The organism is Paenibacillus barengoltzii G22 (assembly GCF_000403375.2).
Classification (GTDB): domain Bacteria; phylum Bacillota; class Bacilli; order Paenibacillales; family Paenibacillaceae; genus Fontibacillus; species Fontibacillus barengoltzii.
The window spans coordinates 246,685-268,733 of sequence record NZ_KE159653.1 but is presented as its reverse complement, the minus strand read 5'-3'; the positions used below and the strand labels follow the sequence as shown (position 1 = coordinate 268,733).

The following is a 22,049-nucleotide window of genomic DNA, read 5'->3' as shown; positions in this document are numbered from 1 at the left end:
CGGGCTGCCGCCGGGGGCGTGGAGCCGCCCGGCGGGCAGGTGCCCGGCAGCGGGCCTGCGGCCGCGCCGGAGGCGGCGCCAACGCCGCTGCGCCATGTGGCAGCGGCGGGCGGAGCGGCCCCGGGCGAAGCGGAGCTCCCGCCCGGGAAAGCGCAGCCGCTTGGCGCCGAAGCCACAGCCGCAGCCGTGCGCAGCGGCAGCAACGTGACGGCGGCGAGCACGGCTGCGCACGAGACGCTGAAAGGCCTTCTCCTGCAGGTGATGGCCTCAGACGATCTGCCTGCGCCGCTGCAAGAGGCGGCGCGCCAGCTTGTTCAGCAGCTGACCGGGCAGCAGCTGCTGCTCAATACCGACCGGACCGCGCCGTTTGCGCACGTGACGATGTTCCTGCCTTTGATCGGTCCGGACGGTCGGCAAACCGCTGCCGTGCACATCGAGTCGCGGCGCGGTCGGAAGGGTGAACTGGATCCGGCCAACTGTCGGTTATGGTTCGATTTGCAGATGAAGACGCTGGGTCAACTTATGGTCGACGTGCAGGTCGCCGACAAGAAGGTGCTGCTCAAAATCTATAGTGAGAAAGAAGCGACTGGAGCCTTCCTGGAATCCCGCCAGGACGAAGTGAGCGAGGCGCTGGAGAAGGCGGGATATCGCCTTTTATCGCTGAAGGCGGAGCCTTTGATCCTGCCGGATGAAGCGGAAGGCAATACAGCGGATTTCAGCCAGCCGATGTCTTACGCGCCTAGCGTATACAAAGGAGTGGATTACCGCGTATGAAGGAAAAACCGCAAGCATCCAGCTTGGCTTTCAAAAAAGCAGTCGCCTTGAAATACGATCCCGGCCAGGGGGAGGCTCCAGTCGTTGTAGCCAAAGGCAAGGGTCTCATCGCTGACCGGATCCTGGACGCAGCGCTGGAGCACGGGATTCCGATCCAAGAGGACGCTGCGTTGGTTGAGGTGTTATCCAAGCTGGATTTGGATCAACAGATTCCTGCGGAACTGTATGATTTGGTTGCCGAAATTCTAACCTTTATTTATCGATCAGATAAAATGGTAGAAAGAGGGTTGTTCTTTGAGTAACCTTGGCATCAATGGGCAAAGAGGGGATCGCCGCAAAGAACGCGGCCGAAAAGCGGAGCAGGCCGCTTGTGAGCATCTGATTTCACAGGGATATACGATTCTTGAGCGAAATTGGCGTTGCCGCAGCGGAGAACTTGACATCATAGCCAGCAAACGAGACCTTCTCGTGATCGTAGAAGTCCGAAGCCGCAGCCAACAGGCTGCGGCTTTCGGCACACCGGCTGAGTCGGTGAATGCCCGCAAAATCAAGCAGGTTCGTGACACAGCCGCGGTGTATTTGCATCGCAGAGGCCAATCAGACGCCAACCTTCGCTTTGATGTCATCGCGGTAACGTTTGGGTATGGCGATACGATCGCGCTGGAGCATATTCTAGCCGCTTTCTGACGGCGAGGGGCTTCATCCCGCAACTTCATGCCGCCGGTCCAGCTGCCGGTATTGGATCGCTTCGGCGACATGCTCGGCGCGGATATCAGCTTCTCCTTCCAGATCGGCAATTGTTCGGGACAGTTTAATGATCCGGTCATACGCCCGCATGCTCAGTCCCAGTGTAGCAAAACAATCCTGGAGGAGCTTGGTGGCGTCACGGTCAAGCGGTGCAAACCTACGCAACAGGCTGCCGGACAACTCGCTGTTCCGGGAGATTCGACAGCCTCGATAGCGTTCCTGTTGAATCCGTTCAGCCGCCATCACTTGCTCCCGCATCGCCGCGGAATCCAGCGGCTGCGGATCGTCCTGCCAACGCTGCGGGCGAGGCACCTCCACCTGCATATCAATCCGGTCCAATAAAGGGCCGGATATTTTTTCGCGGTATTGGGCGATTCGCCAAGGCGAGCAGGTGCAGGCGGGCAGCGGAGGTTCGGCCCCGAGGTAGCCGCACGGACACGGATTTAACGACCCGGCTAGCAGGAAATGAGCAGGGAACGTGAACGAAGCCCGGGAGCGGCTGATGGTGACGACGCGATCTTCCAGCGGCTGACGCAGTACCTCCAGCACATTCCTCGAAAACTCCGGCAGCTCGTCAAGAAACAATACGCCATGGTGAGCGAGGCTCACTTCCCCCGGCTTCGGGATCCCACCTCCTCCAATCAGGCCGCCGGCAGATATCGTATGGTGCGGCGAGCGGAAGGGACGGCGCTGGATCAGCCCTTGCCCGGAGTCGTTCAACTTACCGGCAGAGCTGTAGATTTTCGTAACCTCTAACGATTCTTCCAGCGTTAAGGGCGGCAGGATGGATGGCAATCGCTGTACCAGCATCGTCTTACCGGTGCCGGGTGGCCCGATCAGCACGATATTATGGAACCCGGCGGCGGCGATGACCAGCGCCCGCTTAATTTGCCGCTGACCAATTACATCGCTGTAATCGAGCAGGGGAGGAAGCGGTGCCGCTGTGCCCGGGCCTTCCGTCTTTTTCTCAAGATGGTTTAAGGTTTGAAGGATAAGCGGAGCCTGCCCATCTTGCTCGTGGGTGGAGTGCAATGGCAACGCATGGGCGGCCTCTGGGCCCTTGGCTTCGGGAGAAGGAGGAGCAAGCTCGCGCAAATGACTGAGCGCATAGACTCGAATGCCGCCAAGCAGCAGTGCTTCTTCGGTATTATTCTGCGGGAGCAGCACGGCTGTGAAGCCGTCGCGTCGTGCCCGATCCACCATGGACAGAACGCCGGGCACCGGACGCAGCGTGCCGTCCAGCGACAGCTCTCCGATGATCAACAAGCGCTCCTCCGGCGGCAATCTCACCTGGTCACTAGCCGCTAATATCGCCAGTGCAATGGCCAGATCGAAGGCCGAGCCTTCCTTGCGCAGGTCCGCCGGCGCTAGATTAATCGTTACGCGCTGAAGCGGAAAGCGATAGCCGCAGTTTTTGATTGCTGCCCGGACCCGGTCAATCGCTTCGCGAACGGCCGAATCTGGCAATCCGACGATGTTCGTTTGCGGAATGCCGCTGGATAAATCAACCTCGACCTCGATGATTACACCGTCAATCCCGTACAAACACGCGCTGTGCAATTTACCGTACATAACAAAAAACACCTCATTCCTATCGATTTGTGCCTTGCTTCGGCAAGGTCCGAATTGGAAAAAGGTGCTTCCTTATTTTCCCTATTCATTTAGCTACACGTATTCTAGGACGAACGTTAATGATTGTCAAGTTGAGGGTTTGGGTTCCAATCGGATGGAAGAGAGAAGAAAACTGACAAGCAATTTTTTCACAACTTACAATATTTCAAGAAATTGCTGATGTTCGTCGAAATTCATCTCATGATGAGATGCATGTGAAAAATATGTCGTTGTTAAGTTAAACCGATTCGCATGAATTTTTCTTGACCCTGCAACTCCTTGATACTTTGAAAGCGGTTTATAGAACTTCGGACTTTCTCCCCAGCTGCGTCAAGTATTCATCTCACTTTGAGATGAAAATGATATAAAAAAGTTGTGTATAAATGATGAACTTTTTGAGGAAAGCGTTTCAAAAAAGTGGTACAATAATCTGGGTTTCAGCTGATATTTTCGAGAAGGGGGACCACAAGCCGCAGGTTTTGGACCCTCTAAAATACCGCCTGTTGATAGGAGGATTTTACGCATGAATATCCATGAGTATCAAGGAAAAGAAGTCCTAAAGCAGTACGGTGTGGCCGTTCCTGAAGGACGCGTGGCGTTTACGGTCGAGGAAGCTGTCGAAGCGGCGAAAGCGCTGGGGACCCCGGTTGTCGTGGTCAAGGCGCAAATTCATGCCGGGGGCCGCGGTAAAGCCGGCGGCGTTAAAGTGGCCAAAAGCTTGGATGAGGTGAGAACCTATGCCCAGGAACTCCTCGGCAAGGTACTGGTCACCCATCAAACGGGACCAGAGGGGAAAGAGGTCAAACGCCTCTTAATCGAGCAAGGCTGCGATATCAAGAAGGAATATTACGTTGGCGTTGTCGTGGACCGTGGTACAGGCCGCGTGACGATGATGGCCTCTGAGGAAGGCGGCACGGAAATTGAAGAAGTGGCAGCCGCTACTCCGGAGAAAATTTTCAAAGAAGTGATTGATCCGGCTGTTGGCTTGACGTCGTTCCAAGCCCGCAGATTGGCATACTCCATTAATATTCCAAATGAACTAGTAGGCAAAGCCACGCAATTTATGATGGCTTTGTATGAAGCTTTTGTGGACAAAGATTGTTCCATCGCGGAGATTAATCCGCTTGTCGTCACCGGAGATGGTAACGTCCTGGCGCTGGATGCGAAGCTGAATTTCGATTCCAATGCACTGTTCCGTCATAAGGACATTTTGGCGTTGCGCGACTTGGAAGAAGAGGACGAGAAGGAAATTGAAGCTTCGAAGTACGACCTCAGTTACATTGCGCTTGATGGGAACATCGGCTGCATGGTGAACGGGGCCGGTCTGGCGATGGCGACGATGGACATCATTAAATATTATGGCGGAGACCCGGCGAACTTCCTCGATGTTGGGGGAGGTGCGACGGCAGAGAAGGTCACGGAAGCCTTTAAAATTATTTTGTCGGACGCTAAGGTGAAAGGGATTTTCGTAAATATTTTTGGCGGCATCATGAAATGCGACGTGATTGCTTCAGGGATCGTGGAAGCCGCGAAGCAGGTTGGTTTGGACCGTCCGCTCGTTGTGCGCCTTGAGGGTACGAACGTTGATCTTGGCAAGCAGATTCTTGCTGAATCGGGGCTGGCAATTGTTTCAGCCGACTCGATGGCAGATGGCGCTCAGAAGATCGTTTCGCTCGTTTCGTAATTTAGAGTGGTACCTCACATTGCAATCACCTATCCATAAGGGGAGGCTCGAAATATGAGTATTTTGGTCGATAAGAATACGAAGGTCATCACCCAGGGAATTACCGGGAAAACCGCATTGTTCCACGCCAAAGGAGCGCTTGACTACGGTACGCAAATGGTCGGGGGAACGTCTCCGGGCAAAGGCGGCACGAAGGTGGATATTACGTTGGAGAACGGCGAAACCGTCAGCCTGCCGGTGTTTAACACGGTTCGCGAAGCGAAGGAAGCGACGGGGGCTACTGCCAGCGTGATTTACGTACCGCCGGCATTTGCAGCCGATTCGATCCTGGAAGCCGTAGAAGCGGAAATGGATCTGGTTATCTGCATCACCGAGGGGATTCCAGTCCTCGATATGGTGAAGGTGAAACGTTATATGGAAGGGAAAAAGACCGTGCTGATCGGTCCAAACTGCCCAGGCGTCATTACTCCAGGCGAATGCAAAATCGGCATTATGCCGGGTTATATCCATTTGCCTGGTCATGTCGGTGTCGTGTCGCGCAGCGGCACATTGACGTACGAAGCGGTGCATCAATTGACGACTCGCGGCATCGGGCAATCTTCGGCGGTTGGTATCGGCGGTGATCCGGTGAAGGGCTCGGAGTTTATTGATATTTTGCGCCGGTTCAATGATGATGACAACACGCATGCCGTGATCATGATCGGGGAAATCGGTGGAACCGCTGAAGAAGAAGCTGCCGAATGGATCCAGAAAAATATGACGAAGCCTGTCGTCGGCTTTATCGGCGGTGTGACGGCTCCTCCAGGGAAACGGATGGGGCATGCCGGTGCGATTATTTCCGGCGGTAAAGGAACGGCGAAGGAAAAAATCGCTAAGCTGGAGTCCTGTGGCATAAAAGTAGCGCCTACGCCTTCGGAGATGGGCGCAACGCTGGTTAGTGTTCTGGAAGAACGCGGCCTTTTAGAATTGTGCACGACACGCTAAGCTATTTTTGATATAATCATACCCAAAGGTAAGCAACCTTCTTAGCCATAAACGGCTCGAGGAGGTTGCTTTTTTTATTTTTCAAGGAGGGATTAGATGTGGAGAAGAAATGGGTACTAGCGGGATTACATGAATTCCCCGGGGTAGGCTGGAAAACGCTGCAGCAAATCGTTGCATATGATGAGGACTGGGAGCATGCCATCGAGTTTACCGCAGCGGACTGGAGGGAGCGGGGACTGGGTCCAGAACTGTCACTTCGGCTGTCGGAGCGGTTCACTCGGGACTGGATTGAGGCCCAACTGGAACAGTACGACGGTAAAGGCATACAGGTAATTACAAGGCTGGATTTGGAGTATCCTATTTTAATGAAGGAGACCGCTCAGCCGCCATGGGTTTTGTATGCTCTAGGCGATACCAGGCTGCTGAACGGCCTCTCTGTCGCGATGGTCGGTACGCGGACGCCAACCGCCTATGGACGAAAGGTAGGAGCTGCCTTAGCCGGTGAGCTTTGCGCCCTTGGGATCACGATCGTGAGCGGGATGGCCCGCGGGATTGACGGAGTTTGCCATGAAGCGGCTTTGCAGGCAGGAGGAACAACCATAGCCGTATTAGGCACTGCGATCGACGTTGCTTATCCTCCGGAGCATGTCTCGATGTATCGCCGCATCGCCGAGCAAGGGCTTGTCATCTCGGAATATCCGATCGGTACACCTGGCCATCCCGGGATGTTCCCGCAGCGCAACCGGATCATTGCGGGAATTGCTCATGGTACGGTGGTTGTGGAGGCCGACGCCCGCAGCGGTTCCTTGATCACGGCCGATAAGGCGCTGGAGGAAAATCGCGACCTGTTTGCTGTCCCCGGGCCGATTACCTCGCCGAAAAGCCGGGGCACCTTGTGGCTTTTGAAGCAGGGAGCCAAAATCGTAACCGAAGCCAAGGATATTTGGGAGGATTACGAGGCCTTTTTACCTGCCGCGAAGGAGACGAAAAAGGAAGCGGTAACAGGAAACAAGTTGACAGATGAGGAGCGCCGCATATACCATATGTTGGAGCAGGGCATCACGAGTTTTGATGATCTGCTAGTGCAGACCGGGTGGGATTTTGGACTTTTACATTCAGTTCTGTTATCTTTAATCATGAAAAAAACGGCGGTTCAACTCCCCGGCTCCGTATACCAGCTAATATAGTCCATTCCTAACCGAGAGTGGCTTGAATATATGACTATATGAGTATTTTACCTGATTACAATGAACACCAGTTTTTGAGTTTCGTATTGTTTGAGAGGAGGACGAACCTGTGGCGGATTCACTCGTCATCGTGGAATCGCCTGCCAAGGCGAAAACGATTGGCAAATACTTAGGCAGCAAATACATCGTGAAAGCCTCAATGGGTCATGTTCGCGATTTGCCCAAGAGCCAAATTGGGGTTGAAGTAGAGAACGACTTCAGTCCGAAGTATATTACAATCCGTGGGAAGGGTTCTGTATTAAAAGAATTAAAGGATGCCAGCAAAAAAGTGAAAAAAATCTATCTGGCAGCCGACCCCGATCGCGAAGGAGAAGCGATTGCTTGGCATCTGGCCCATGTGCTGGACGTGGATGAGAAGGATACATGCCGCGTCGTATTTAATGAAATTACGAAGCAAGCGGTTAGAGACGCCTTCAAAAATCCGCGCCCCATCAATATGGATCTGGTGAACGCGCAGCAAGCCAGACGGATTTTGGACCGGCTGGTTGGTTATAAAGTCAGCCCGCTGCTGTGGAAGAAGATCAAAAAAGGGTTGTCGTTTGGCCGCGTGCAATCCGTAGCGGTGAAAATCATCTTGGACCGGGAGAACGAAATCTCTGAATTTGTCCCGGAAGAATACTGGAGTATTACGGCGAAGCTGAAGACGGGAGGCTCTTCGTTCGAAGCGAAGTTTCACCAGTACAAAGGTGAGAAGATCGAGCTAAAGAACGAACGGCAGGTACAGGAAATTCTGAAATCGATCGAGAAGGCCAAATTCAGCGTGGTCGATGTGAAGGAGAAGGAACGTCTCCGCCATCCGGCGGCGCCGTTTACAACCAGTTCCCTGCAGCAGGAGGCAGCGCGTAAACTGAATTTCCGGGCAGCCAAAACGATGTCGATCGCTCAGCAGCTGTATGAGGGGGTTGACCTCGGCAAAGAAGGGACTGTTGGTCTGATCACGTATATGCGTACAGACTCGACGCGAATCGCTACTTCCGCCCAAGAGGAAGCCAAGCAATATATCCTAGATAAATTTGGTGAAGCCTACGCGCCTGAAACGCCGCGTCAATATTCCAAGAAGGCTGCCAGCGCGCAGGACGCCCATGAAGCGATCCGTCCAACATCGGCGATGCGAGATCCTGAATCGGTGAAGGAGTTCACCACCCGGGATCAGTATCGGCTGTACAAATTGATTTGGGATCGTTTTATGGCCAGCCAAATGACTTCTGCCGTGCTGGACACGATGTCAGTGGATATTGCCGCTGGCGAAGCAACGTTCCGCGCGGTTGGGTCGAAGATCCGCTTCCCTGGCTTTATGAAGGTGTACGTGGAAGGCAACGATGATGGCAACGCCAATGAGGACGACAAGTTTTTGCCACCCCTGACGAAAGGGGAAGAACTGGCGAAAGAGTCGATTGAACCGAAGCAGCATTTTACCCAACCCCCGCCTCGCTATACGGAGGCGCGTTTGGTGAGAACTTTGGAGGAGCTCGGCATTGGACGTCCGAGTACGTACGCGCCAACCCTGGAAACCATTCAAAAACGCGGCTACGTAGCGATTGAGGACAAGAAGTTTGTCCCAACTGAGTTAGGCGAGCTCCTCATCGAACAGACGGAGCAATTCTTCCCGGAAATCCTTGATGTGGAATTTACCGCCCATATGGAAGAGGACTTGGACCATGTTGAAGAAGGTTCCGAGGATTGGGTAAGAGTGCTGAGCGAGTTTTATAAATCGTTTGAGAAACGTCTTCGGGTTGCCGAAGAGGAAATGAAGGAAGTCGAAATCGAAGACGAAGTCTCCAATGAGATTTGTGAAAAATGCGGAAGACCGATGGTCTATAAATTGGGACGTTTCGGGAAGTTTTTGGCTTGCTCGGGTTTCCCGGAATGCCGGAATACGAAACCGATCGTTAAGGACATCGGTGTCACCTGTCCGAAATGTAAGGAAGGGCATGTGGTCGAACGCCGGAGTAAAAAGGGACGGGTCTTCTATGGCTGCGACCGTTATCCGGAATGCGATTTTGTTTCGTGGGATAAGCCTTCACCAAAGCCTTGTCCAAAATGTGGTTCAATGCTCGTAGAGAAGCGAAATAAGCAAGGCGGGAAGCTGCAATGTACCTCCTGCGACTACGTAGAAGCCATTGAAGAAAGCGACGAAACAGATGAATAAGTTGAGCCCGCCGTTTGTGCGGGTTCTGAGACAGCTAAGAAATTCAGCATGAGATTTAGTAGGGGGACATGAACATGACGAATAAAGTAACGGTCATCGGCGCGGGATTGGCCGGCAGTGAAGCGGCATGGCAAATCGCGAGCCGCGGCATCCCCGTGGTGTTGTACGAAATGCGCCCGGTTGTGAAGACACCGGCGCATCATACCGATAAATTTGCCGAGTTGGTCTGCAGTAACTCTTTGCGAGCCAACGGGTTAACGAACGCCGTTGGCGTTCTCAAAGAAGAGATGCGAATGCTGAACTCGCTGGTGCTGGGAGCGGCGGATCGCAATGCGGTACCGGCCGGCGGTGCGCTCGCCGTTGACCGGGACGGGTTCTCGGGGGAGATCACCCGGACGCTGAGAGAGCATCCATTGATTGAAGTGGTGAATGAGGAAATCAAGGAGATCCCGCAGGACGGGATTGTCGTGATTGCCACCGGGCCGCTGACATCTCCTGCCCTTTCAGAGCAAATTAAGCGGTTGACCGGCGAGGACTATTTTTACTTTTACGATGCTGCCGCTCCGATTGTGGAGAAGGATTCCATCGATATGAGCAAAGTGTACCTGGCTTCCAGGTACGATAAAGGCGAAGCGGCCTACTTGAACTGCCCGATGACGGAAGAGGAGTTCGATGCTTTCTACGATGCGTTAATTAACGCGGAGGTAGCTCAGCTGAAGGACTTCGAGAAGGAGATTTACTTTGAAGGCTGTATGCCAATCGAGGTGATGATGCGGCGCGGCAAGCAGACAGCTCTGTTTGGGCCAATGAAGCCGGTGGGTCTCGTCAATCCGCACACCGGCAAGCTCCCATATGCTGTGGTGCAGCTTCGTCAGGATAACGCGGCCGGGACACTCTACAACTTGGTAGGCTTCCAGACCCATTTGAAATGGGGGGAGCAGAAGCGCGTCTTCTCGATGATTCCAGGCTTGGAGAACGCGGAGTTCGTCCGGTACGGCGTAATGCACCGGAACACCTTTATCAACTCGCCGAAGCTGCTCATGCCAACCTATCAGTTGAAAGCACGGCCATCACTCTTCTTCGCGGGTCAGATGACCGGTGTTGAAGGTTACGTGGAGTCCGCTGCGTCCGGTCTAATCGCAGGAATTAACGCAGCCCGAGCTGCCGCAGGTCAGGAGGGGATCGTATTCCCTGCAGACACTACTCTGGGCAGTATGGCACGCTATATTACCACTGCTGATTTCGAACACTTCCAGCCGATGAACGCCAACTTTGGTTTATTTCCGAAGCTGGATACCCGCTACCGCAAAAAAGCAGAGAAAAACGAAGCGCTTGCGAAGCGCGCGTTAAATAGCTTACGCTCCTTTATGGCAGAAGAACGGTTGGGTTAATCCACCGTTTTTTTGCAATCTAGGGGGGATACGGGTTATGCTGAAAACAAGGACGTTCATATGATAGAACTGGCCCATTAATATACGTAGTACTTGAACCCAATGCCTCAGTCCCTCCTGCGTATATCTAAAACGTAAGGGCTGAGAACCTACGAGAGAGGAAGGCGAAGTAACACATGGAGCTATCTTTTCACGCTACAACGATTTGCGCGGTACGCCACAATGGCAAGGGCGCCATTGCCGGTGACGGGCAAGTCACATTTGGGCAGAACGTCGTGATGAAGCAAACGGCGAAGAAAGTCCGCCGGTTGTACCGCGGTCAAGTGGTTGCGGGGTTTGCCGGTTCGGTCGCCGATGCCATCACGTTATTTGAGAAATTTGAGGGGAAGCTGGAAGAGCATTCAGGGAACCTGCAACGGGCAGCGGTTGAATTGGCCAAAGATTGGCGCCAGGATCGTGTGCTGCGTAAGCTCGAGGCTTTGATGATTGTCATGGATAAAACCGGGATGCTGCTGATTTCCGGCGGCGGGGAAATCATTGAACCGGATGATGATGTACTGGCGATCGGATCAGGGGGCAACTTTGCGCTATCGGCTGCGCGGGCGCTGAAACGGCATGCCACGGGGTTGGAAGCGAAGGATATCGCCCGTGAAGCCCTGCAGATTGCTTCGGAAATCTGCGTATATACGAACAACAACATTATAGTTGAGGAGCTTTGAGTATCGTTGATACTATCGTGTCAGGGGGACGAATCATGACCGAAAGAAACTTAACGCCAAGACAAATTGTAGCCGAACTGGATAAATATATCGTAGGACAGAAACAAGCGAAAAAATCGGTTGCTGTTGCCTTACGGAACCGTTATCGGCGAAGCTTGCTGCCGGAGGAGGTTCAGGATGAAATTGTACCTAAGAACATCCTGATGATCGGACCGACCGGGGTGGGGAAGACGGAAATTGCTCGTCGTCTCGCCAAGCTGGTTGGTGCTCCTTTTGTTAAGGTGGAAGCCACGAAATTCACTGAAGTTGGTTATGTAGGCCGGGACGTTGAGTCGATGGTACGTGATCTCATCGAAACGGCGATCCGTACCGTCAAGCTCGAGCGTACCGAGAAGGTGAAGGATAAAGCGGAGGAGCTTGCGAATGAACGTCTAGTTCAGATCTTGGTCCCTTCCGAAAATAAAGCCAAAGGCGTTCGTAACCCGTTCGAGATGTTGTTTGGGGGCGGTAACGGAGCAGGCTCCACCGCTCAGGAGCAGCCGGAGGAAGACAGTGCGCTGACCGAACGCCGGCGTCAGGTGCGCTTTAAATTGTTGTCTGGTCAGATGGAGAACGACATTGTGGAAGTTGAAGTTGAGGACAACACGCCAACGATGATGGATATGTTTGCCGGTCAGGGCAACGACCAGCTTGGCATGAACATGCAGGAAATGTTTGGAAGTCTCTTACCGAAACGGACCAAGAAGCGGAAGCTGACCGTCAAGGAAGCTCGTAAAGTGTTGACGCAGGAGGAAGCGGCGAAGCTGATCGATCAAGATGATTTGATTCAGGAAGCGATCACACGGGCAGAGCAATCCGGGATCATCTTTATCGATGAAATCGATAAAGTTGCCAGCCGGGGACAGGGCTCCGGTCCCGACGTCTCTCGCGAAGGCGTACAACGCGATATTTTGCCGATTGTGGAAGGCTCGACGGTGATGACCAAATACGGTCCCATCAAAACAGATTATATTTTGTTTATTGCGGCAGGAGCTTTCCATATTGCCAAGCCATCTGACTTAATTCCTGAGCTCCAAGGGCGGTTCCCGATCCGGGTCGAGCTTGACAGTTTATCGCTGGAGGACTTTGTGTCGATCTTAACGGAACCGGAGAACGCCTTAACGAAACAGTATATTGAATTGCTGCGCACAGAGGATCTGGAAATCGAATTCTCGGACGCCGCAATCTATGAAATCGCTCGTATTGCGGCCATGGTGAATGCAAATACGGAGAATATCGGTGCCAGACGCTTGCATACGATCCTTGAGAAGCTCCTGGAGGATCTCTCCTTTGAAGCACCGGAACTGACGTTGGATAAAATGGTCATCACTCCGGAATATGTGCGGGAGAAACTAGGAAATATTGCCCAAGATCGAGATCTGAGTCAATTCATTTTGTAATGAGAAACGTAAAAATATGGGTTAAAGCCTTGTTCTCCAAGGACCTAATCCATTTTCACAATTTTGACAAAAAATAGGCCACTCTGCCGTAATGGCGGGTGGTCTTTCTTTTTGGATTTTGCTGGATGATGGCGATAATTATGTAAAAAATAGTTTTTTGACCAAAAAACGAGATAAACAATTGAAAGATAGGGCTTTTTTCTTATTGTAAATATGTCGAATCTCCATGAAACTTAGGATATATGACATTATTAAACAGATTTCATGCTAGGACGTAAGAAAGACAAAAAGAAAGACAATAAATAACAATAAATTGTCGAAAAAAGAGGAATTATTCATTGTTTGTAGAATCATTAATGATTAAGATCGAATGAGACTAAGGGGGGAATTAAAGTGCAGTTGTTGAACGGACTGGGATTTGACAGGCTTGAGACTGCTATCCAGGCCGCAAATCTCCGGCAAGGGGTCATCGCTAACAATATTGCGAATGTGGACACCCCTTACTTTAAGCGATCCAGCGTGTCCTTTGAAAGCATGTTACAAGCGGAAATGAACGGTAATATGCCGGCGCTCCAAGGAAGGAGAACGGATGTAAGACATTTCGTTATAGGACCAATGACCGAGGTACCTGAACCGGTGGTTAGTGTGGATCAGACGACAGCAATGAACAACAACCAAAATAATGTCGATATCGACAGTGAGATGACCAAACTTGCCGAAAATCAGTTGAGATACAATGCGTACATCGAACAATTGAACTATATGATCAAAATGAAACACACCGTCGTGGAAGGGAGATAATCGGACTTGAATATCAGTAATAGTTTTGGGGTTAGTTCTTCCGCCTTAACCGCACAGCGTCTTCGCATGGATGTGATTTCCTCCAACATCGCGAATGCTGAAACAACCCGGGCTAAGATTGTAGACGGCAAGGCCGTTCCTTACCGACGCAAAACGGTAGTCATGGCCCCCAAGGAAATGGATTTCGACAGTGCCTTGAATTCAGCAATGGGTAAGGACGTAAGCAGCCAAGGGGTGAAAATCACCAAAATTCAAGAGGACCCCTCGCCGCTTAAACCGGTTTACAATCCAACCCACCCTGATGCGGACAGTGAAGGATATGTCTATATGCCTAATGTTGATATTTTGAAAGAAATGGTAGATATGATTTCGGCAACTCGCTCTTATGAAGCAAACGTAACGGCGCTTAACGCCAGTAAGGCGATGTTTACCAAGGCCTTGCAAATCGGGAAATAGCCCAGAAGTAAACTTACATAAATTGTGATTGGGAGTGTTGCACGTTGATCGAGAGAATGAGTTTTGACTCCTTGAAGTCGCTAACCGGGATGCAGACGTCCGGTAATGAACAGAACCTCACGCCTGCGCAAGCGATAAAGCAATTTAGCTCCTATCTAAACAATGCTCTAGAAGGAGTTGCTGCTCAGGAAGCCAATGCCCAACAAGTGAACAATCAGTTCCTGTTAGGGAAAGTCAATGCCGACGAGATGATGATCGCCTCGGAGCAAGCCTTGTTAAGTTTGCAGTTAACTACGCAAGTCCGGAACAAAGTGATCGAAGCTTACCAAGAGATTATGCGTACGCAAATATAAGGATTGAAACATGCTCGGATGAGGTGACATTGTGAATGAGAGAATTACACAGTACCGGGATCGATTGTTAGGGTACTGGAACCAATTTAGTAAAAAACAAAAAACGTTATTAGTCTCGACGGCGACTTTTATCCTGCTCGCGATCATCTTGCTGACGATTCAATTTTCCAAAACGGAATACGATGTAGCCTTTACGGGTCTCGATTCGACTGATGCGGCAGGGATCATCAATTACTTGGAATCCAGCGGAATCTCGTACAAGCTTGGACCTGACGGTACAACCATTTCGGTTCCTAGTAAAGACGCAGCACGAGTTAAGGTTGATGTTGGTTCCCAAGGAATCGTCCAGAACGGTTCGATCGGATTGGAAGCTTTTAATGAGAGTTCTTCCTTGATCGGAATGACGGACAACGAATTTAACGTCAAGTACAAAAACGCCATTAACGGTGAGGTCGAACAGCTGCTAAAGAGAATGCAAGGCGTTAACGATGCCAAGGTTCTCATTAACTTGCCGGCAGAAAACGTGTTCGCCAGCCCGGATGAACAGGAGAAAGCGACGGCATCGATCGTCCTTACGTTCAAGCCGGGATATCGTCCAAATCAGGAAGCCATTGATGGATATTTCAACTTGGTTAAAACGTCGGTCCCTAACTTGCCGGTGGAGAATATCTCGCTATCCTCGAGTGATGATACGATCTTACTTCCAAGCGGTCAAGGTGGGACAACAGGCTCGCTGACTTCGGCGGTTCAAGAGAACATGGCGTTGCAGAAGAAGTTTGAAAGCGACGTACGCCAAAGTGTAAAGCAATTCCTATCCAGACTGACCGGGCCGGATAAGATTGAAGTATTAGTCGCTTCCAAGTTGAACTTCGACCAGGTTAGCCAGAAAGACAATCTGGTCACTCCGGTGGATACCGAAAACATGAAGGGTATCGAGATCAGTGCACAAAAAGTGCAGAAAAGCTACACCGGATCGGCAACCCCAACGAGCGGGGTGCCGGGAACTGGGGAAGAGGATGTTGTTAACTATCCTTCGTCGGAAACAAACGGCGGGTCTTCATCGGAAGAAAGTTCGTCGACGATTAACTACGAGGTTAATCGAATTACGAAGGACATTATCGCCAGTCCCTATGTTATTAAAGATTTAACCATCAACGTGGCCGTTGAACCACCCGAAGGTCAGGAAACTTTGGATGAAAATACTCGGTCTGCGATCGAAAATATTCTGAAAAATATCGTTGGATCCTATTTGGCTGACTCTGGTACTACATATACAGACGAAGAATTGCAGAGAAAAGTTTCAGTGTTGTCTCAGCCATTTCATTCGGATACTGTCCAAAAGGCTGGGTTGAGTTTATCGAGCCCGCTGGTATGGGGAGTGGGAGGCGCTGCTCTGTTGGCGCTGGCCGGCCTTGGGATCGTCTTGTTCCGCCGCCGCAAGCAAGCGCAAGAAGAGGAAGAAGAAATCGCGTTGCCTCTTACGCCTGAGTTTCCATCGATTAATTTGGATACAGTCACGAATGAGAACCAAGTGCGTAAACAACTGGAAACGTTGGCCAAGAAGAAGCCTGACGAATTCGTTAACTTGCTTCGCACCTGGCTGGCTGAGGAATAGAGGTGAATGTATTGTCCAAAACATCGAGTCCGGTTTTGACCGGGAGACAAAAGGCAGCCATTTTATTAATTACGTTAGGACCGGAAGTATCGGCTCAAATCTTCAAACATTTACGGGATGATGAAATTGAGCAGCTCACCCTGGAGATTGCTAACGTCCGTAAAGTCGACAGCGCCGAGAAAGATATGATTATGGCGGAATTCCACCAAATCTGTTTGGCGCAGGAGTATATCACCCAGGGGGGCATCACTTACGCCAAGGAAATTTTGGAGAAAGCGTTGGGCCAGTCCAAAGCGGTGGACATTATCAACCGTTTGACGGCAACCCTTCAGGTGCGTCCGTTCGATTTTGCCCGTAAGGCTGATCCAAATCAAATTCTGAACTTTATCCAGAACGAAAACGCGCAGACGATCGCTCTGGTGTTGTCCTACTTGCAATTTGAACAGGCGGCAGCGATCTTGTCTTCACTGCCTCAGGAGAAGCAAGCAGAAGTTGCACGGAGAATCGCGATGATGGATAGCACGTCGCCGGAGGTTATCGCTCAAGTTGAACGTGTGCTGGAGCAGAAGCTATCTGCTACGGTAACCCAGGATTACACCAGCGCCGGCGGCATCGAATCGATCGTCCAAATCTTGAATGGTGTCGACCGGGGGACGGAACGAACGATTCTCGATTCGCTCGAAATTCAGGATCCCGAGCTGGCTGAAGAAATCAAGAAGCGGATGTTCGTCTTCGAGGATATCGTCAATATCGACAACCGTTCCATTCAGCGGATTATCCGCGATATCGAGAACAGCGACTTGCAGCTTGCCCTCAAAGTGGCCAGCGAAGAAGTTCGCGAGGCGGTCTTCCGCAACATGTCGAAGCGGATGTCCGAGACGTTCAAAGAAGAAATGGAATACATGGGGCCGGTGCGGCTGCGTGACGTGGAAGAAGCACAAACCCGCATCGTAGCTACTATTCGCAGGTTGGAAGAAGCGGGTGAAATTATTATCGCCCGCGGCGGAGGAGATGACATCATTGTCTAATTTGATCAAGGTGTCTCAATACGTGCCGGTTGAAATCTTGAAGCAATTGAATGTAGCCAAGGTTCATCCGACAACCGAGGACCCGTCATCTGATCACGCCGAGAATCCGGTTATACAAGGTCCTTCCGCTGAAGATCTTGCGGCCGAAGAGACGAGACGTCAGATGTTGGCGGATGCGAAAGAGTTCGCCGAACGTCAAGTTAGGGAAGCGGCGGAGCAAGCGGAACGCATGCTGGAAGAAGCACAGCAGCAAATCGACACCTGGTGGCAGGAGCGCCGTGAGCAGGATGAACAGATGATTGAAGCTGTCAAAGCGGAGGGCTTCACTCAAGGTTACGAGGAAGGGAAAGCGCAGGCAGAAGCAACGATGCGCGCCAAAATTGAAGAGATGATGAATGAAGCGAGTTCCGTTCTCCAGCAGGCTTATGAGGAGAAAGAACGTATCATTCTGGAAGCCGAGCCGTTTCTGGTCGAGTTAAGCTGTGCGATTGCCGAGAAAGTCATCGATAAGCAGCTTGAGCTGAAACCGGAATACGTTATCGAGCTGATCAAGAAGAGTCTGGCGCGTAAACGCGAGCAAGGAACCTTGACACTGTGTGTTTCACCAAAGGATTTTGCGTTCGTGCAGGCGGCCAGGGAGGAGCTTAGTCTTGCAATTGACTCGCAGGCAGAACTTCAAATTTTGCCGGACCCAACCGTCAAAGATCGCGGTTGTGTTATCCGTTCTTCCTTCGGCAGTGTAGACGCCAGAATTGATACCCAATTGACGGAGATTAAGAAGGAATTGTTGCGGGTTTCTCTACAGATGGAGGAGCGGGGGCAAGCGAATGACGAGTTTGAAAGCTGAACGTTACATTGATCATCTCAGACAGCTTGATCCGATCCGAATCAACGGGAAGGTGACACAAGTCATCGGACTGATGGTTGAATCCGAGGGCCCTGATGCCAGCATCGGCGATCTTTGTTATATCTATCCGAGTAAAGGGGCTCAGCCTTTGCAGGCGGAGGTCGTCGGTTTTCGCGACAACAAGGTATTGCTGATGCCGCTCGGTGAACTGCAGTCGATCGGACCTGGTTGTGACGTTGTTGGGACCGGTAAACCTTTGACGGTACAGGTGGGGTCGGAGCTCCTAGGTAAGGTGCTGGATGGCTTGGGGCAACCGCTAGACGGTTCGTTGCTTCCTTCTCGGATGGGTCACTACTCGACCTATAATAAGCCGATGAATCCACTGGATCGTCCGCGAGTCTCCGAACCCATCGGCATAGGTGTACGAGCCATCGATGGTTTGCTCACGATCGGTAAAGGTCAGCGGGTGGGGATTTTCGCTGGCTCTGGGGTTGGGAAGAGCACCTTGATGGGGATGATTGCCCGCAATACCTCGGCCGATGTGAACGTGATTGCCCTCGTTGGGGAGCGGGGACGTGAGGTGCTTGACTTTATTGAACGGGATCTTGGTCCTGAAGGGTTAGAGCGCTCGGTTGTCGTGGTTGCAACCTCCGATCAGCCAGCATTAATTCGGATGAAGGGGGCGTTGATCGCCACAACTATCGCAGAGTATTTTCGGGATCGCGGGCTTAACGTCATGCTGATGATGGATTCCGTCACTCGTTATGCGATGGCATTGCGTGAGGTGGGGTTGGCTGTAGGCGAACCTCCTGCGATGCGGGGGTACACCCCTTCTGTATTTGCCGCTTTACCGAAGCTGATGGAGCGGGCAGGGACTGGACCAACCGGCTCAATTACCGCCTTCTATACCGTGCTCGTTGACGGTGACGATATGAACGAACCAATTGCGGATGCTGTCCGCGGGATCTTGGATGGACATATCGTTTTGAACCGCGGGATCGCCAATAAAGGGCACTTCCCGGCGATTGACATTCTAGCCAGCATTAGCCGGGTAATGAAGGATATTGTTTCGGATGAGCAAAATGAGGCAGCCGAAAATCTGAAACGGTTGATGGCTGTTTATAAGGATTCCGAAGATTTGATTAATATCGGCGCTTACCAACCCGGATCGAACCCGGATATTGATGAAGCTATTGGCGCCATTCAGCAGATCTGGAGCTTTACGAAGCAGAAGGTGAATGAGAAGGTGACGCTCGCCGAAGTTCAGGAACGGCTTATTTCCGAATTCGCAAGGAGATGAAACGTAGAGAATGAAGTTCCGTTACGTGTATCAGAAAGTAGTTGATTTGAAATCCAACGAAAAAACGCAGGCCGAATGGATGTTATCTGCAGCTATTGGGCGATTGCAGTCAGAACAACGCTCGTTGGAGCAGTTGCTGGAGGAGAAAGCCAATACCGCAGCGGTAATCGCTGCCGAAGCGGAGAGTACTGCCTCCATGATCAAACTGCAGGAACTTCAGCGATACATGGATTTTCTTGACCAAGCGATTGAGCGGAAGCTGGCGGACATTCGCGCAGCGGAGGTCAACGTCGAGCATAAGAAGACGATTTTGAAGGGGAAAATGCTGGACGAAAAGGTATGGCTTAAAGCGAAAGAGAAAGCCATGGATAAATTTCGGCACGAAATGCTTCTTCGGGAACAAAACGAGCTGGATGAAATGGCTACAGTCCGGTTCGCCATGAGAGCCCGATAAAGTAACGGGCGCCCATACGGTTGTTCGAAGGAGGGATAGAGATGGCAAAAACGGTGGTGGACGAAGAATTGGATGAGGAGACAGGGGGCGGATTTTCACGCTTTCTGTTCTTCATGACGCCTATTCTTTTTACGGTTGTTCTGCTAGGGGTGTTATTAACCTTATTTAATATCGACTTTCGTAACACCATGATTGATTGGGGGAACCGGATTCCGCTGGTGAAAAACCTGGTTCCGGATCCAATTGCTCCAGAGGGTGAAGCAAAGGATGCTGCGAAGGAAGAGCAGAAGCAGCGGGAGAGCACTGAAGCTACTGTGAAGGAACTAAAGGAGCAGTTGGCTAAGCAGCAAGCTGAGCTGCAAACCGCGAACCAACAAGCAGCCGAACAGCAGGAGAAGGTAAAGGAGCTGCAGGAGCAACTGGCTTCCGTTCAGCAGAAAGAGAACGATCAGCAGCAAGCGGCAGAATTGGAGGCCTATCAGAAGGAAGTTAAGAAGCTGGCCAATCTGTATGCGGAAATGAGTCCTAGCAAAGCGGCAGCGATTTTTAATAAGTTGACAACGGAAGAGTCGCTGCAGATGTTAAGTGTAATGAACAATGAGAGTAAAGTGGCCATTTTGGAGAAGATGGACCCGCAAAAGGCCGCGGATCTTTCGATTAAGCTGAAGGATGTGAAGACGTCCGAGGACTTGGCGATCGCTGCGCTGCAATCGAGACTCAAAATGGAATCAACAGCGGATACTGCAGCTACTGCAAGTGGAGCAGGGCTAAGCGATACGGAGCTGGGGCAAACCTTCTCCTCGATGGCTGCAACAGATGCCGCCAAGCTGGTGCTTCAGACGTACAAGCTAAGTCCCGAGAAGGGGCTGAAAATCCTGAAATCGGTAAACGGAACTGCTCGTTCTAAGATTTTGACGGAAATGGCGAAGTCTGACGAGAAGACATCAGTGAAGATCCTGAATCAGCTGGTAAGTAAGTAATATAATGAAGAAATTTAGCATTGAAAGGAGGTGAAACAAAATGAATTCATCTATGTCGCAAGTGAATGTAACCAAAGCCGGGACGGTTAACTCGTTGTGGTACGGATCGGCTGGCAAGGCGGAAGCGGGGCAAACGGCTGCTTTGTCTTTTGATCAGAAGCTCCTCGCTATGCTGCTCGGCAATGCTCAGCCGCAGGAAGGACAAGCCTCAGCACAGATGATCTCGCTAGCTGGATTGCCAAGTGGCACGGAAGGTACATCTTCCGAAGTGACTGAAAATACGCTTGTCTCGACAATTGAAGGATTGTTGGACCAATTGTCGAAATTGGACGATGCACTTCAATCGGATCCTGCGTTGCTTTCGTTATTGCAAGGCTGGCTGCAAAGTGTTCAACCCCTATTACAACAGGCAGGTATGTCTGATAATGCGAGTCTAGGTGCTGATGGAGACAGCGCATTACCTGTGCTAGCTCAGCAGCCGGAGACGATGCGGTTTGCGGTTCAGGATACCCTTGTTCAACTATTAGCCGCAGCGGAGTCGAACGGAGGTGCCGCTAAGCTGACTGCAAGTGCACAGGGGCAAGCCGTTACTATGCTGGATTCTCTACAACAACTGCTAGATGCGATCTCGGAATCGGCGGAGGCGAAATCTAATGGCGGAAAAGGGACGGAAGCGACAGGATCACAACCTCGTACCTTCACAACAGATCCAGGTGCAACAGCCAGTCAACCAGGACACACAGGCCAAAATGGGGACATGATGAACAGAGGAGATGTTCGTGCTGTACAATCGAGTTCACAGTCTAGCAATACGGCAGTATTTCGCGTTAATGATCTGGCATTCGAAACCGACTCAGCAGTTGACGGGGGAACCTCGGAAACTAACGTAAATGAAGATCCCGTTCAAACTGGCCAAATCGTGACCGCAGGGCAGTTGGCACTTCGGGACAACGGAATCAAGTCCGTGAAGCATGTAGCCAAACCGGTTCCAGTTGAGAACTTCGCGAAAGAAATGAGCGGTTTCCTGGTGAATAAGCTGGAGATCGTGAATCTGAAAGGTGTGTCAGAGGCGAGAATTTCGCTCTATCCGGAGCATTTGGGACAGGTTGACGTGCGCATTACAATGCAAAACGGCCAATTAACTGCCCAATTTATGACAGAGCATGCTTTTGCCAAGGAATCGCTGGAACAACAAATGGCACAACTTAGATCGGCATTGCAATCTCAGGGTCTTCAGGTTAACAAACTGGAGGTTACACAAAATACGTCATTGTCGTCCCACATGTACCATGATGGCCGGCAATCCGGCGGAGGCGCAGGACAACAACAAAGCGAAAAACGTCGTCCCGTAACAGAGGACGAAACTCTGGCTATCCATGACTTGAACGAAGAATGGAACGAATGGGTAGCTGAAGTCAGAGCCAAAGAGCAAAGCTATGGCAGTTCCTTTGTTGCTCGGGCTTAAATCAC

Annotated in this window: 20 protein-coding genes and 1 pseudogene; 20 read left to right on the top strand and 1 reads right to left on the bottom strand. The window is 51.4% G+C overall.

All coding sequences use genetic code 11. The annotated features are described in order from the left end of the window. The 3 genes and pseudogenes from C812_RS22540 to C812_RS09565 all read left to right on the top strand — a co-directional run. Nucleotides 1-774, top strand: a pseudogene (locus C812_RS22540) (flagellar hook-length control protein FliK); the annotation flags it as partial. After that, a complete protein-coding gene (locus C812_RS09570; RefSeq protein ID WP_016312459.1) occupies nt 771-1,076 on the top strand; it encodes an EscU/YscU/HrcU family type III secretion system export apparatus switch protein in 306 nt (101 codons plus the stop codon). The pseudogene C812_RS22540 and the gene C812_RS09570, both read left to right, overlap by 4 nt. Then, nucleotides 1,069-1,461, top strand: coding sequence for a YraN family protein (locus C812_RS09565; RefSeq protein ID WP_016312458.1), 393 nt, complete (start codon nt 1,069-1,071; stop codon nt 1,459-1,461). The genes C812_RS09570 and C812_RS09565 overlap by 8 nt, the downstream gene beginning before the upstream one ends. Before the next feature lie 12 nt (nt 1,462-1,473). Here C812_RS09565 and C812_RS09560 read toward each other — a convergent pair whose 3' ends face one another. Continuing rightward, a complete protein-coding gene (locus tag C812_RS09560; protein WP_016312457.1) occupies nt 1,474-3,093 on the bottom strand; it encodes a YifB family Mg chelatase-like AAA ATPase in 1,620 nt (539 codons plus the stop codon). Nucleotides 3,094-3,655: 562 nt separating this feature from the next. Here C812_RS09560 and sucC point away from each other — a divergent pair. The 17 genes from sucC (at nt 3,656) to C812_RS09475 (ending at nt 22,044) form a co-directional block, all read left to right on the top strand. Continuing rightward, nucleotides 3,656-4,816 carry an ADP-forming succinate--CoA ligase subunit beta gene (sucC, locus tag C812_RS09555; protein ID WP_009222992.1) on the top strand — a complete coding sequence of 387 codons (1,161 nt, stop codon included), beginning with the start codon at nt 3,656-3,658 and terminating at the stop codon, nt 4,814-4,816. A gap of 54 nt (nt 4,817-4,870) precedes the next feature. Continuing rightward, nucleotides 4,871-5,800, top strand: a complete 930-nt coding sequence (sucD, locus tag C812_RS09550; protein WP_016312456.1) for a succinate--CoA ligase subunit alpha — start codon at nt 4,871-4,873, stop codon at nt 5,798-5,800. Between the two features lie 98 nt (nt 5,801-5,898). Next, entirely contained in the window at nt 5,899-6,987 is a 1,089-nt protein-coding gene (gene dprA / locus C812_RS09545) for a DNA-processing protein DprA (RefSeq protein WP_016312455.1), read from the top strand. Between the two features lie 109 nt (nt 6,988-7,096). Further along, nucleotides 7,097-9,196 carry a type I DNA topoisomerase gene (gene topA / locus C812_RS09540; protein ID WP_016312454.1) on the top strand — a complete coding sequence of 700 codons (2,100 nt, stop codon included), beginning with the start codon at nt 7,097-7,099 and terminating at the stop codon, nt 9,194-9,196. A gap of 68 nt (nt 9,197-9,264) precedes the next feature. Beyond that, complete coding sequence (trmFO, locus tag C812_RS09535; RefSeq protein ID WP_016312453.1) at nt 9,265-10,587, top strand: FADH(2)-oxidizing methylenetetrahydrofolate--tRNA-(uracil(54)-C(5))-methyltransferase TrmFO; 1,323 nt, start codon at nt 9,265-9,267, stop codon at nt 10,585-10,587. A gap of 176 nt (nt 10,588-10,763) precedes the next feature. Then, nucleotides 10,764-11,306: an ATP-dependent protease subunit HslV gene (gene hslV / locus C812_RS09530; protein ID WP_016312452.1), complete on the top strand. Its 543-nt coding sequence runs from the start codon at nt 10,764-10,766 to the stop codon at nt 11,304-11,306. Between the two features lie 35 nt (nt 11,307-11,341). Then, entirely contained in the window at nt 11,342-12,745 is a 1,404-nt protein-coding gene (gene hslU, locus C812_RS09525) for an ATP-dependent protease ATPase subunit HslU (RefSeq protein WP_016312451.1), read from the top strand. A 393-nt stretch (nt 12,746-13,138) separates the two neighbouring features. After that, nucleotides 13,139-13,546 (top strand): flagellar basal body rod protein FlgB, encoded by a 408-nt coding sequence (gene flgB / locus C812_RS09520; RefSeq protein ID WP_016312450.1) that lies wholly within the window; start codon nt 13,139-13,141, stop codon nt 13,544-13,546. 6 nt (nt 13,547-13,552) lie between these two features. Continuing rightward, nucleotides 13,553-14,002: a flagellar basal body rod protein FlgC gene (flgC, locus tag C812_RS09515; RefSeq protein ID WP_016312449.1), complete on the top strand. Its 450-nt coding sequence runs from the start codon at nt 13,553-13,555 to the stop codon at nt 14,000-14,002. An 89-nt stretch (nt 14,003-14,091) separates the two neighbouring features. Further along, on the top strand, nt 14,092-14,355 hold the full coding sequence (gene fliE / locus C812_RS09510; RefSeq protein ID WP_232228351.1) for a flagellar hook-basal body complex protein FliE: 264 nt from the start codon (nt 14,092-14,094) through the stop codon (nt 14,353-14,355). A 31-nt stretch (nt 14,356-14,386) separates the two neighbouring features. Then, on the top strand, nt 14,387-15,970 hold the full coding sequence (gene fliF, locus C812_RS09505) for a flagellar basal-body MS-ring/collar protein FliF (protein WP_016312447.1): 1,584 nt from the start codon (nt 14,387-14,389) through the stop codon (nt 15,968-15,970). Nucleotides 15,971-15,981: 11 nt separating this feature from the next. Then, the gene (gene fliG, locus C812_RS09500; protein ID WP_028539388.1) at nt 15,982-16,998 is read left to right on the top strand and encodes a flagellar motor switch protein FliG; all 1,017 of its coding nucleotides are present in this window, start codon (nt 15,982-15,984) and stop codon (nt 16,996-16,998) included. Next, on the top strand, nt 16,991-17,845 hold the full coding sequence (locus tag C812_RS09495; RefSeq protein WP_016312445.1) for a FliH/SctL family protein: 855 nt from the start codon (nt 16,991-16,993) through the stop codon (nt 17,843-17,845). The genes fliG and C812_RS09495 overlap by 8 nt, the downstream gene beginning before the upstream one ends. Beyond that, nucleotides 17,826-19,145 carry a flagellar protein export ATPase FliI gene (gene fliI / locus C812_RS09490; RefSeq protein WP_016312444.1) on the top strand — a complete coding sequence of 440 codons (1,320 nt, stop codon included), beginning with the start codon at nt 17,826-17,828 and terminating at the stop codon, nt 19,143-19,145. Before C812_RS09495 ends, fliI begins: the two co-directional genes overlap by 20 nt. Before the next feature lie 10 nt (nt 19,146-19,155). Next, entirely contained in the window at nt 19,156-19,599 is a 444-nt protein-coding gene (fliJ, locus tag C812_RS09485) for a flagellar export protein FliJ (protein ID WP_009223006.1), read from the top strand. A gap of 41 nt (nt 19,600-19,640) precedes the next feature. Beyond that, nucleotides 19,641-20,579, top strand: coding sequence for a MotE family protein (locus tag C812_RS09480; protein ID WP_016312443.1), 939 nt, complete (start codon nt 19,641-19,643; stop codon nt 20,577-20,579). 40 nt (nt 20,580-20,619) lie between these two features. Further along, the gene (locus C812_RS09475; RefSeq protein WP_016312442.1) at nt 20,620-22,044 is read left to right on the top strand and encodes a flagellar hook-length control protein FliK; all 1,425 of its coding nucleotides are present in this window, start codon (nt 20,620-20,622) and stop codon (nt 22,042-22,044) included. The last annotated feature ends 5 nt before the right edge of the window (nt 22,045-22,049 follow it).